Below are 12,426 nucleotides of genomic sequence, written 5' to 3' on the forward strand. Positions count from 1 at the left end.
CACAAGCGGCGGGAGGGCAGAGGGCGTACCGGGATTCGGTGCGACGGCCGGTCCGGAACGCTCAACCACGCCCGATATAGGGCATGTTGGTCGCCAGCACCGTCGCGAACTGCACATTGGCCGCCAGCGGCAGCGCCGCCATATGGACGACCGTGCGTGCGACATCCGCCGCGTCCATCACCGGCTCGACGGCCATCTGGCCGTTCGCCTGGAGAATGCCGGTCTGCATCCGGCCGGTCATGTCGGTCGCCGCATTGCCGATGTCGATCTGGCCGCAGGCGATCTGGTACGGACGGCCGTCCAGGGACAGCGATTTGGTCAGGCCGGTCATCGCGTGCTTGGTGGCGGTGTACGCGATGGAGTGCGGCCGCGGGGTGTGGGCGGAGATCGAACCGTTGTTGATGATCCGGCCGCCCTGCGGGTCCTGGCCCTTCATGGTGCGGAACGCGGCCTGTGCGCACAGGAAGGCACCGGTGAGGTTGACGTCCACCACCGCGCGCCAGTCGTCGTACGCCAGCTCGTCCAGCGGCGCCGCCTTGCCGAAGGTGCCCGCGTTGTTGAAGAGCAGGTCGAGGCGGCTGAAGCGGTCGCGGACGGCCGTGAAGAGGGCGTCGACCTCGTCGGGCCGGGTGACATCGGTCGGCACCGTCATGATCGTGGGGGCCTCGATGTCCACGTGGCCCACCAGGCGGGCGGTCTCCGCCAGGGCCTCGGCGCGACGTCCGGCCAGCACGACCGTCCAGTTGGCGGCGACCAGCGCATGGGCGACCGCCCGCCCGATGCCGGAGCCGGCGCCGGTGACCACGGCCACCTTCCGGGGCGCCGCCCCGCCCTCCCGCGCCTCCTGTGGCGTCGGCGCGGTCTGCGTCGTGTGCCCGCCTCGGGTGGCCGGTGCCGGCAGGGTGGGCCGGGCCGCGGTCGCGGTCCCCGCCACCTGCCCGGCCCGTGCCATCGGCGTTGACTGTGCTGCCCGTGCCCGCTGTGTGTTCTGTGCCATGGCGGCAGCGTAAACGGCGTACGGGGAGCGGACCGGTCGCCGCCGCCGCGACTCAGCCGCCGGTGTGGAAGCGCTCCAGCACCGCCGCCTTGGCGGCCGTGAACTCCTCGTCGGTGAGGATGCCGTCGCGGTGGAGCTCGCCCAGTTCCCGCAGGCGGCGCAGCAGCGCGTCATGGTCGTCGGCGGGGGCGGCGCCGGCCGTCTTCGGCACGGGCGGGGTGAGTGCCGGGGCGCCCTGGGATCCCGCCGTCAGGGCCGTTGTGGTCAGGGCCTTCTCGGCGCCGGCCGCGGGGTGCGGCAGCCGCGCCGCCACCGCGGCCGCCAGCAGCGCCGTCGTGCCGCTCTCCTTCTTGAAGCCCCACAGTTCGATGGAGTTGGGGTCGTGCTCCGGCTTGAGCCGCTCCTTCGCGCCGTGCGTGCGGAAGCGGAGATAGCCGGACTCCAGACCGGCGGCGGCCCGCCACTCCACGGCCTCCAGGTCGGCCAGTTCGAAGTCCCTGGGGCCCCAATGCCGCTTGGTCTCGCTGGTGTTCCAGCGCCACTCCAGGTGCACCCGCTCACCGTCGAAGGTGGCGATGCCGTCCACCCCGGCGGCCGTCAGCGGCACCGAAGGGCCGGGCAGCAGATAGCGGTCGGTGGGGCCGTCCGGTATCTGCTCCAGCATCAGGGCCTGCCGTACGGCGTCCACGAAGTAGTCGGCGACATCGACCCGCGCGGCGTCCACGGCCACCTGATACGGGTTCGCCTCGTCCGGCAGACCGCCGCCGGTGACCTGGAGCAGCGGGTCGGCGCCGTCCCGCAGCCGCAGTCGCAGCCGGCCGCCCTTGCGGGCCGGTTCGTAGGCGATGCCGGCAATCGCGGCCAGCGGCACCGTGAACTCACCGAGATCCTGGCGCAGTTTGTGCACCCCGCGCTCGCGCCCCGGCACGATGCGTACGACCTCGTCGTCGAAGGTCCAGGTGCCGTCGCGCACCATCAGTTCAGCCATGCCCTGAATCCTACGGAGACGTTGCCGGGCGTGTCGGGTGCCGTGATTGTCCGGCGACGTCCGTTGCGGGACCAGTCCTCATCCACCTGTCATGCATGCGTCGTACACGGGACAGCGCGGCGCCGTCCTGCCGCCCTCCAATGACTGAGGACAATCGCCGTCAGGGGAGGGCCAGATGAGCCACGCACCGCACGAGCAGGAGATCCGGGCCGCTGCCGCGCACTTCGGCCGCCGCCGTTTTCTCACCGTCACCGGGGCCGCCGCCGCGCTCGCCTTCGCGACCAACCTCCCGGGCACGGGCGCCGCGTACGCGGCCGAGGCCGATGCGCGGACGATCACCGAGAACCCCTTCACCCTGGGCGTCGCCTCGGGTGACCCGCAGCCCGGCTCCGTCGTGCTGTGGACCCGGCTCGCGCCGCGCCCGTACGAGCCGGGCAACGGCATGCCGAACGCCAGAGTCACCGTCCGCTGGGAAGTCGCCTACGACGAGCACTTCAAGCGGCTGGCCGGCCGCGGCCGCGCCGATGCGCACCCCGAGTTCAACCACTCCGTGCACATCGAGCCCACCGGCCTCGCGCCCGACCGGGTCTACTACTACCGCTTCCGCGCCGGCAGCTGGATCAGCCCCGTCGGCCGCACCCGCACCGCGCCCGCCCGTGCCGCCCGGATCTCCGAGCTGAAGCTCGCCGCGGTCTCCTGCCAGGCCTACCACGACGGCTACTTCACGGCCTACCGGCACCTCGCGCAGGAGGACCTCGACGTCGTCTTCCACCTCGGCGACTATCTCTACGAGTACCCCGTCAGCGCGGTCGGCGGCGCCCGCAACTACACCGACCGCAAGCTGCCCGCCCTCTTCAACCGCGAGACGGTCACCCTGGAGGACTACCGGCTGCGCTACGCCCTCTACAAGTCCGACCCGGACCTGCAGGCCGCCCACGCCGCGCACCCCTTCATCGTCACCTGGGACGACCACGAGGTGGAGAACAACTACGCCTCCGACATCAGCGAGGACAACCTCCCGCCCGCCGAGTTCCTCGTCCGCCGGGCCGCCGCCTACCGCGCGTACTGGGAGAACCAGCCGCTGCGCCGTCCGCAGCGCCCCAACGGCCCCGACGCCCGGCTCTACCGGCGCCTCCAGTACGGGCAGCTCGCCCAGTTCGACATCCTCGACACCCGTCAGTACCGCTCCGACCAGGCCTACGGCGACGGCTGGCACGTACCGGGCGCCGAGTCCGAGGACCCCGGGCGCACCCTGACCGGTGCCACCCAGGAGCGCTGGCTGATCGACGGCTGGCGGCAGTCCACCGCGCGCTGGAACGTCCTGCCGCAGCAGGTCACCTTCTCCGAGCGGCGCAACGCCACCGGCGCCGGCTACCAGCTCAGCATGGACGCCTGGGACGGCTACGCGGCCTCCCGCCGCCGGGTCCTGGCGGGCGCCGAGTCGGCGGGCGTGGACAACCTCGTCGTGCTCACCGGCGATGTGCACGTCCACTACGCCTTCGACATCAAGAAGGACTTCAAGGACCCCGGCTCGCGCACCGCGGGCGTGGAGTTCGTCACCACCTCGATCGCCAGCGGCAAGGACGGCGCGGACAAGCCCGCCAACTGGGCCACGTACATGGCCGCCAACCCGCACATGAAGTTCTACAACGGCCGGCGCGGCTACCTCACCGTCACCCTGGACCGGGACACCGCCCGCGGTGACTACCGGACGGTGTCCGCCGTCACCAGCCCCGGCGCGCCGGTGCACACCGCCGCCTCGTTCGTCTCCGAGGCGGGCCACCCGGGCCTCAAGCCGGCCTGACCGGGACGTCCGTCCTAGGACCGCGGGACGTCCGCCCTAGGTCCAATGGACGGCCCCGGAACCGGCCGGCGGCCGCCCCGTACATGACACCATGGTTCAGCCATCAACGACCCATGGAGACCTTCATGACGGAGCCCGGCTCCACCACGGCCGAGTCCCAGGACTCACCCGCAATATCCGAGCGGGGCGCGGCAGCAGCACCGGTCGCGTCCCGCCGCACCAGCCTCCTGGTCACGCTCGTCCTCGGTGGTCTCACCGCGGTCCCGCCGCTCTCCATGGACATGTATCTGCCGGCCCTGCCGCAGGTCACCGCCGCACTGCACAGCCCGGCCGCCACCGTCCAGCTCACGCTCACCACCTGCCTGGCGGGCATGGCCCTGGGCCAGATGATCGTCGGCCCGATGAGCGACAAGTGGGGCCGCCGCCGCCCGCTGCTGGCCGGCATGGTGATCTACGTCCTGGCCACCGCCCTGTGCGCGCTCGCCACCAACGCCGAACTCCTCATCGCCTTCCGCCTGTTGCAGGGCCTGGCGGGCGCGGCCGGCATCGTCATCGCGCGGGCGGTGGTGCGCGATCTGTACGACGGGGTGGCGATGGCCCGGTTCTTCTCCACCCTGATGCTGATCTCCGGTGTGGCGCCGGTCGTCGCCCCGCTCATCGGCGGCCAGATCCTCCAGATCACCGACTGGCGCGGCGTCTTCGTCGTCCTGACCGCCGCCGGGCTGGCGCTCACCCTCCTTGTATGGCGCACCCTGCACGAAACCCTCCCGCCCGAGCGCCGGCACCCCGGCGGCCTCGGCGAGACCCTGCGCACCATGCGTGATCTCCTCGCCGACCGGGTCTTCTCCGGCTACCTCCTCGTCGGCGCCTTCGCCTTCGCCGCCCTCTTCGCCTATATCTCCGCCTCGCCGTTCGTCGTCCAGGAGATCTACGGCGCCTCCCCGCAGACCTTCAGCCTGCTCTTCGGCATCAACTCCGTCGGTCTGGTGATCGTCGGCCAGATCAACGGCAAGCTCCTGGTCGGCCGGGTCGGACTGGACAAGGTGCTGGGCACCGGACTGGCCGTGATCGCCCTCGCCGCGGCCGGTCTGCTCCTGATGTCCTCCGGCGTCTTCGGCGACGTGGGGCTGGTCCCGACGGCCGCCGGCCTCTTCGTCCTGATGGCCGCCATGGGCCTGGTCATGCCGAGCACCAACACCCTGGCGCTGGTGCGTACCCCGCACGCGGCCGGCTCCGCCTCCGCGCTGCTGGGCACCTCCACCTTCCTCCTCGGCTCGGTGGCCTCCCCTCTGGTGGGCATCGCGGGGGAGCGGACCGCCGTACCGATGGCCCTCGTACAGCTCTGCTGTGCCGTATTGGCGCTCGTGAGCTTCCTGGGAATGTGCCGCCCGTGGCAGCGTAGGGGGGAGAGCAACGGGAGCAACGGCGAGAGGACCAGACTCTGAGCGCACCGGGACTCACCTACGGCACGCCGGCCCAGGCGGGACTGGACCCCGCCTGGATGGAACGGCTGGTCCGTGGTGTGCGGGCGCTGCCCGAGGGCCCCTCGCCCTGGTGCCCCGGAGTCGTCGTGCTGGCCGGCCGCGGCCCGGTCGTCGTCACCGAGGCCGCCGCGGGCTGGGCGCTGCGCTACCGGGCCTACGACCCCGAGCGGGACCGCGGTGTCGATCTGCCCCGTGACCTGTGGGAGCCGATGCGGGTCGGCACCGTCTTCGACCTCGCCTCGCTCACCAAGCTCTTCACCGCCATCGCCACGCTCCAGCAGGCCGAACGCGGCTACCTTGCCCTCGACGAAGAGGTCGGGTCCCACCTGCCGGCCTTCGCCCCGGGTATCACCGTCCGGCAGCTGCTCACCCACACCTCAGGACTCGCCCCCGAGCTCCCGTTCCACGACCACCGGGGCCGCACCGCCCAACTGGCGCTCCTGTGGCAGGAGGCGGCAGCCCCGACCGGCGGCCGGGGCCCCGCCTACCGCTACTCCGACCTCAATCTCATCTCCCTCCAGCTGATCCTGGAGCAGCTCACCGGCCGGCGCCTGGACGCCCTGATCCACGAGGGCATCACCGGCCCGCTGGGCATGTCCAGCACCTGCTACGGCCCGCTGGCGCCGCAGGGTGTGGCGGCGACCGAGGACCAGCGGCGCCCCTGGGCCAAGGCGGACCGCGGCATGCTGCGCGGCGAGGTGCACGACGAGAACGCCTGGGCCCTGGGCGGTGTCGCCGGCCACGCCGGCCTCTTCTCCACCGCCCAGGACCTGGCCGTGCTGTGCCGGACGCTGCTCAACGGCGGCGTCTTCGGCACCACCCGGATCCTCGGCGCCGGCACCGTCGCCGCCCTGCTCGACCCGCCCGGCCTCGGCTTCGGCGTCGACCAGCCGTATTTCATGGGCGAGTTGGCGGGCCGCGGCGCGGCCGGACACACCGGCTTCACCGGCACCAGCCTGGTCCTGGACCGCGCCACCGACACCTTTCTGATCCTGCTCGCCAACACCGTCCACCCCCGCCGCCGCGACAGCGGCAGCGCCCCACGCGCCGAGGCCGCCACCCGTCTGGCCCGCGCCGTGAAGCGCGCCGCCCGACCGGCGGCGCACCCCGGAACGGGCCCGCGGCGGGCCCCGTAGAATTTCTCCAATGCACGAGGAACTGCGCGCCGCACTGGCCGGCCTGCTCGACGGTCTGCCGCCCAAGCAGGCTGCGCAGGCTGTCGACCGCCTGATCGCCAACTACCGGGGCCGTACGCCCACCGACGCCCCGGTGCTCAGGGACCGCGCCGATGTCGCCGCGTACGCCGCCTACCGGATGCCGGCCACCTTCGAGGCCGTACGGGCCGCACTGACCGCCTTCGCCGCCCGGATACCCGAGTGGTCCCCGGCCACCCACGTCGACATCGGCGGTGGCACCGGCGCCGCCACCTGGGCCACCGCCGCCACCTGGGAAGGCCACCACAGCACCGTCCTGGACTGGGCCCAGCCCGCCCTCGACCTGGGCCGCGAGCTGGCCGAGGGGATCCTTCCCGACGACACCCGGTGGCAGCGCCGGACCATCGGCGAGGGCCTGACCGTCCCGCCCGGCACGGACCTCGTGACCGTCTCCTACGTCCTCGGCGAACTCCGCCCCGAGGACCGCCACGCCGTGGTTGCCGCCGCGGCCACCGCCCAGGCCGTCGTCCTGATCGAACCGGGCACCCCCGACGGCTACCTCCGCATCCGCGAGGCCCGCACCCAGCTCATCGACGCCGGTCTGCGCATCGTCGCCCCCTGCCCGCACAGCGACAGCTGCCCGATCGTCCCCGGCGAAGACTGGTGCCACTTCGCCGCCCGGGTCAGCCGCTCCTCCCTCCACCGCCAGGTCAAGGGCGGCTCCCTCCCGTACGAGGACGAAAAGTTCAGCTACGTGGCCGCCACCGCCTTCGACGCCACCCCGGCCCCGGCCCGGATCGTCCGCAAGCCCCAACTCCGCAAGGGCCAGGTTCTGCTGGACCTCTGCACGGCCCACGAGGCGCTGCAACGCACCACCGTCACCAAGCGCCACGGCGCCCACTACCGCGAGGCCCGTGACGCCTCCTGGGGCGACGACTGGTCCTGACCGGGGTGAGTGGCTCACACGGTTCACTCCTTCTGCGACCGCTCCTGGAACTTGCGCAGCAGCTCACGGCGGTGTGCCTGCGGATCGGGCTGCCCCAGGCCACGGCCACCGCCCGCGCCGCCGCGCAACGCACCTCGCGAGAGTTTGCTCCGGGTGCCGCCGACTCCGAGCATCCCGCCCGCATTTCCCTTGCTCATGGGAATCCCCTTTCTCACCGTGACGCGAGACGAAGCGTCTCGCTCGGGGTCCATCATGAAGCGAGACGGTGCGTCTCGTCAAGACGATACGTCTCGCCTCTCTCTCGCTAGACTCCGCTCCATGGCCAACAAAGCAGCCCCCGACTCCTCCCGCCGCAGCGAACGCTCCCGTCGCGCGATCTTCGACGCCGCCCTCGCGCTCGTCGGCGAGGTCGGCTACGACAAGCTCACGATCGAAGGCATCGCCTCCCGGGCCGGAGTCGGCAAGCAGACGATCTACCGCTGGTGGCCCTCCAAGGCCGCCGTCCTGCTGGACGCGTTCACCGTCGACGTCGAGGACTACGAACAGGGCCTCCCGGACACCGGCGATCTGGCCGCGGATCTGAAGTTCGTGCTGCGCGCGACCGCCGATGAATTCAACGACCCCGCGTTCCAGGCCCCCTACCGCGCCCTCGCCGTGGCCGGCGCGAACGACGAGGAGCTCTCCCGTACCTTCGTCGGCCGGCTGCTGGAGCCCGGCATCCGGGTCTATGTCGAGCGGCTGCGGGCGGCGCAGGAGGCGGGCGAGGTCGACGCCGGCATCGATGTGCGGGTGGCCGCCGAGATGGTGCTGAGTCCCTTCTCACAGCGCTGGCTGATGCGCACCGGCGAATTGACCTACGACTTCGTCGACACCCTTGTCGACCAGGTACTGCGCGGTCTGCGGCCCCGCGACTGAGTCCGTCGGAGGCCGGCGGGCGGGCGCGGCGATGTGTCGCCGATGGGATGAATTGCCGGTATTCGGCCGCCCTTCGTTCACCCCGGATCTCCACACCGGTCACCCGAGGCGCAGGATGGTGGCAGCATTGATCCCAGACCACCGCTCGAAGTGAGGGGATAGATGGAACGCAAGAGCAGGTTCTCCCAGTGGCTGCGCCGGCCGAAGAGCGGATCGGACGGCGGCGATACGGACACGGGATCAGCGGCTGCGCGCGGCCGCGAGGACCTGCTGCTGGCTGCGGCCGACGCGGGCTTCCCCGTCGCCCCGGCGGCGCACCCCTCCGGCTACGGCTGTTCCTGTGAACGCATCGGCTGTCCCACCCCCGGCCGGCATCCCATCTCCTTCGGCTGGCAGACCGTCGCCACCACCGACCGCGACAAGGTCGCCGCCTGGGTCCGCACCCTCCCGCAGGCCAACTTCATCACCGCCACCGGCATCGCCCACGATGTGCTCGACGTCCCGGTCGAGGCGGGCCGCAGCGCCCTGGGCCGGCTGGACGCGGCGGGCATCGACGTAGGGCCGATCACGCTCAGCGGCGCCGGCTTCGGCGACGGCCGGATGCTGTTCTTCACCGCCACCCGCGGCACCCCGGACGACGAGGACGAGTGGTGGCCGTGCGAGCTGGACTGCCACCCCGAGACCATGGACGAGCATCCGGGGCTGCGCTGGCACTGCCGCGGCAGCTATGTCCTGCTGCCGCCCTCGACACTGCCCGGCGATCAGCCCGCGGTGACCTGGCTGCGCGGCCCCGAGCTGCCGCTGCCCGACCCGCTGACGCTGCTGGAGTCGCTCACCGACGCCTGTGCGGAGTTCATCGGCCGCGAGCCCTACCACGAGACGGCGGCCTGGCCGATCGGCCGCTGAGCGGGGTTCGCCCTTGTACGTACGCCGAAGGGGCCGCCGGGATCATCCCGACGGCCCCTTCCGCGTACGACTGCGGTGTCACCCGCGATCCGGCTGCGGCGGCACCCGCCTACAGCGGCTTGACCGACGTCTTCGCCTCGATCCGGTTCAGGACCGTGACCTTGCCCCCGGAGCTCTTGGCCGGCACGGTGACCGCCTGGCCGGAGACGGTGGTGAAGGCCATCTTGTTGGTCTTCTTCTGCGGCCCCTCCAGCAGACCCTGCAGGCCCGCCGGCACCGTGATCGTCAATCCCGTGGAGACCGTCTTCTGCTGGTGGTAGAGGGTCGAGAAGAACACCAGCGCCCCGCCGTCCGCCGTCCGCAGCGCCACCGGCGGATAGCCCGAGGCGGTGTCCTCCCACTGGATGCGCGCACCGGGCTGGTTGGCGTCGCGGGCGCGGCGGGCGCGCCAGCCGTCGGTCTCCCGGCCGGAGGCGAAGGTGCTGCCCTTGCCGGTGTTGAGATAGTCCGCGTAGGCGCCGCTCAGCTTGCCCGGGGCCACCGTCAGACCGGACGAGGCGTCGGCGGGCACCGCCTCGGCGAAGCCGTCCTGGTCCGTCTTCAGCTCCGGCGCCTTGTTGCCCGCGAACGTCGCCAGGTACACCGCGCGCCACTTCTGGTTGATGCCGTCGCGGCTGAACACCAGGAACCAGCGGGTGTTCTGGCCACTGGCGTTCTTCCGGTTGCTGACCGCGTCCGCGATGAAGAACTTCGGCCAGCCCGCCTGCTTGGGCACGGTGAAGTGCGCGTCCTTGAACGCCAGCGCCGGGAAGCTCGGATTGCCCTGCGGCCGGAGGGCGTGTGCCGCCTTTATCCCCGCCTGGTCGATGGCGAGCAGCGCGCCCGCCTCGAAGGAGGGGTTCAGCTTCGGATCGAGCTGACGATTGGCCTTGTTGAAGCCGTCGGCGAAGCGTGTGAGCGCCTTGGCGCCCTCAGCCTTCGTCACCGCCGGCAGCTTCTCCCTCTCGCCGTGCACCGTCATGCACCCGCTCAGTATCACCAGCGCCGCCGCTGCCGACGTCAGTGTTGCGGGCACCCGGAACGGCGACCTGCGTGTCATGGGGCTCGGGCTCCTTCGGGGCGACCGGGGCGGACTGGGAGGCCGCCGGGGTGGCACGATTCGGCGCAACCCTACCGGGGGCGAAGAAGAACGCGAGCGTGGGGATCAGATACAGAGCCCACACCGTGACCTGAAGGACGGTCGGGTCCGGCTGGAAGTTGAAGATGCCCTTCAGCAGCGTGCCGTACCAGCTGTCGACCGGGATCTGTGCGCTGATGTCGAACGCCTGGGTGGTCAGACCCGGCAGGATGTCGGCCTCCTGCAGATCGTGGAAGCCGTACGCCAGCACGCCCGCCGCGACCACCACCAGCATGCCGCCGGTCCAGGTGAAGAACTTCGCGAGGTTGATCCGCACCGCGCCGCGGTAGAACAGCCAGCCCAGCAGAACGGCCGTCAGCAGGCCCAGCAGCGCCCCGACCAGCGGCCGTACGCCGTCGTTCGCGGACTGCGCCGCGGTCCAGATGAACAGCGCGGTCTCCAGGCCCTCACGGCCCACCGACAAGAACGCGGTGACCACCAGCGCCACGGTGCCCATCTGCAGCGCCGCGTCCAGCTTGCCGTGCAGCTCCTTCTTCAGATGCCGCGCGGTACGCCGCATCCAGAAGACCATCCAGGTCACCAGGCAGACCGCGATGACCGACAGCGAGCCGCCGAGCGCCTCCTGCGCCTTGAACGTCAGGGTCTGCGACCCGAATTGCAGCGCGGCACCGAACGCGAACGAGAGCACCACGGCGAGCGTGATACCGATCCAGACCGGGCGCAGCGCCTCCCGCCTCCCGGTCTTGACCAGGTAGGCGATCAGGATGCACACGACGAGACTGGCTTCCAGGCCCTCGCGCAGACCGATCAGGTAATTGCCGAACACGTCGGTTCCGTCCCTTCCTTCATGGGGTCGACTCCTTCAGGGGGCCGACAAGCTGTTTACGGCGTCGACGGTGTCAGGCGAACAGCGCCCGGCCCCACCAGTCGTCCGCATTCCGGACGCCCGGCGGCACCGCGAAGACCGCTGAACCCACGTGCTGGATGTACTCGTTGAGCGCGTCGTTGCGCGCCAGATTCTGCTGGACGGGGATGAAGCCCTGGCGTACGTCCCGCTGGTAGGCGAGGAAGAACAGCCCCGCCTCCAGCCGCCCCAGGCCGTCCGTACCGTCGGTGAAGGAGTAGCCGCGGCGCAGGATGCGCGCCCCGCTGTTGGAGTCCGGGTGCGCGAGGCGGACATGCGCGGTCGGCAGCATCGACTTCAGATGCGGCTCGTCCCGCTCGTGCTTCTTGCCGACCGGCGCGCCCTCGCCCTTGTCGCGGCCGAAGATCTCCTCCTGCTCCTTGAGCGGGGTGCGGTCCCAGGTCTCGATGTGCATCCGGATCCGGCGCGCGACGAGGTAGGAGCCGCCGGCCATCCAGCCGGCGTCGCCCTTGGCGTCCTTCTCGCCGACCCAGACGTGCTTGTCCAGGGCCGCCTTGTCGGTGCCCGCGACATTCCGCGTGCCGTCCTTGAAGCCCATCATGTTGCGCGGGGTCTGCGCGTCCGGCGTAGTCGAGGACGTCTTGCCGAAGCCCAGCTGCGACCAGCGGATGGCTATCTTGCCGAAGCCGATCCGGGCCAGGTTACGGATCGCATGGACCGCCACCTGCGGGTCGTCCGCGCACGCCTGGACGCACAGATCGCCGCCGCTGCGTGCCTTGTCGAGGTTGTCGCCGGGGAACTGCGGCAGATCGACCAGCGCCTCGGGCCGGCGCCCCTTGAGACCGAACCGGTCCTTGCCGTCCTTCTCGAACAGCGTCGGGCCGACGCCGAAGGTGAGGGTGAGCCGGGACGGCGGCAGACCGAGCGCCTCGCCGGTGTCGTCCGGCGGCGCCTCCGCCTGCAGACCGATCGCACCGTCGCCGACCGCGTCGCCGGCCGTCATCCGCGCCGCCGCCTTCGTCCACTCCTTGAGCAGCGCGATCAGCTCGTCGCGGTCGTCGGTGGTGACATCGAACGCCGCGAAGTGCAGCCGGTCCTGGACGGCGGTGGCGATACCGGCCTGGTGGGTGCCGTGGAAGGCGATCGCGGCGCCCGCGGTCGCATCCGCGCCGGCCGGCTGGGCGTCGCTGCCGACGCGCAGCGCCGCCGCCGTACCGCCGGCCGCGACC

Annotated in this window: 12 protein-coding genes; 6 read left to right on the forward strand and 6 right to left on the reverse strand. The window is 71.6% G+C overall.

Going from position 1 to position 12,426, the window contains the following annotated elements; all coding sequences use genetic code 11:
- Positions 1-61: 61 nt before the first annotated feature.
- Entirely contained in the window at positions 62-952 is an 891-nt protein-coding gene (locus DY245_RS28900) for an SDR family oxidoreductase (protein ID WP_128510180.1), read from the reverse strand.
- Positions 953-1,049: 97 nt separating this feature from the next.
- Positions 1,050-1,985, reverse strand: coding sequence for a DUF4429 domain-containing protein (locus tag DY245_RS28905; protein WP_128510166.1), 936 nt, complete (start codon positions 1,983-1,985; stop codon positions 1,050-1,052).
- Between the two features lie 175 nt (positions 1,986-2,160).
- Here DY245_RS28905 and DY245_RS28910 point away from each other — a divergent pair, with 175 nt between their 5' ends.
- The 4 genes from DY245_RS28910 to DY245_RS28925 all read left to right on the forward strand — a co-directional run bounded on the left by DY245_RS28910 (position 2,161) and on the right by DY245_RS28925 (position 7,373).
- Positions 2,161-3,789: an alkaline phosphatase D family protein gene (locus DY245_RS28910; protein WP_128510167.1), complete on the forward strand. Its 1,629-nt coding sequence runs from the start codon at positions 2,161-2,163 to the stop codon at positions 3,787-3,789.
- 125 nt (positions 3,790-3,914) lie between these two features.
- Positions 3,915-5,234, forward strand: a complete 1,320-nt coding sequence (locus tag DY245_RS28915; RefSeq protein ID WP_128510168.1) for a Bcr/CflA family multidrug efflux MFS transporter — start codon at positions 3,915-3,917, stop codon at positions 5,232-5,234.
- Positions 5,235-5,290: 56 nt separating this feature from the next.
- Positions 5,291-6,409, forward strand: a complete 1,119-nt coding sequence (locus tag DY245_RS28920; RefSeq protein ID WP_128510169.1) for a serine hydrolase domain-containing protein — start codon at positions 5,291-5,293, stop codon at positions 6,407-6,409.
- Between the two features lie 10 nt (positions 6,410-6,419).
- On the forward strand, positions 6,420-7,373 hold the full coding sequence (locus tag DY245_RS28925; RefSeq protein WP_128510170.1) for a small ribosomal subunit Rsm22 family protein: 954 nt from the start codon (positions 6,420-6,422) through the stop codon (positions 7,371-7,373).
- A 23-nt stretch (positions 7,374-7,396) separates the two neighbouring features.
- On the opposite strand, the gene DY245_RS44740 is transcribed toward DY245_RS28925, so the two are convergent.
- Positions 7,397-7,570 carry a DUF6243 family protein gene (locus DY245_RS44740; RefSeq protein WP_181923911.1) on the reverse strand — a complete coding sequence of 58 codons (174 nt, stop codon included), beginning with the start codon at positions 7,568-7,570 and terminating at the stop codon, positions 7,397-7,399.
- A 121-nt stretch (positions 7,571-7,691) separates the two neighbouring features.
- On the opposite strand from DY245_RS44740, the gene DY245_RS28930 reads away from it, so the two are divergent.
- A complete protein-coding gene (locus DY245_RS28930) occupies positions 7,692-8,288 on the forward strand; it encodes a TetR/AcrR family transcriptional regulator (protein ID WP_128510171.1) in 597 nt (198 codons plus the stop codon).
- A gap of 162 nt (positions 8,289-8,450) precedes the next feature.
- Positions 8,451-9,194 carry a bifunctional DNA primase/polymerase gene (locus tag DY245_RS28935; protein WP_128510172.1) on the forward strand — a complete coding sequence of 248 codons (744 nt, stop codon included), beginning with the start codon at positions 8,451-8,453 and terminating at the stop codon, positions 9,192-9,194.
- 109 nt (positions 9,195-9,303) lie between these two features.
- Here the strand turns inward: DY245_RS28935 and DY245_RS28940 are convergent, their stop codons facing one another.
- The 3 genes from DY245_RS28940 to efeB form a co-directional block, all read right to left on the reverse strand.
- Positions 9,304-10,269 carry an SCO2278 family lipoprotein gene (locus DY245_RS28940; RefSeq protein ID WP_483409826.1) on the reverse strand — a complete coding sequence of 322 codons (966 nt, stop codon included), beginning with the start codon at positions 10,267-10,269 and terminating at the stop codon, positions 9,304-9,306.
- Positions 10,166-11,158 carry an iron uptake transporter permease EfeU gene (gene efeU / locus DY245_RS28945; protein ID WP_128510174.1) on the reverse strand — a complete coding sequence of 331 codons (993 nt, stop codon included), beginning with the start codon at positions 11,156-11,158 and terminating at the stop codon, positions 10,166-10,168. Before efeU ends, DY245_RS28940 begins: the two co-directional genes overlap by 104 nt.
- Positions 11,159-11,231: 73 nt before the next feature.
- Positions 11,232-12,426, reverse strand: a 1,195-nt coding sequence (efeB, locus tag DY245_RS28950; RefSeq protein WP_128510175.1) for an iron uptake transporter deferrochelatase/peroxidase subunit, incomplete at its 5' end; no start/stop codon positions are given.

Source organism: Streptomyces inhibens (genome assembly GCF_003389455.1).
GTDB classification, from domain to species: Bacteria; Actinomycetota; Actinomycetes; order Streptomycetales; family Streptomycetaceae; genus Streptomyces; species Streptomyces inhibens.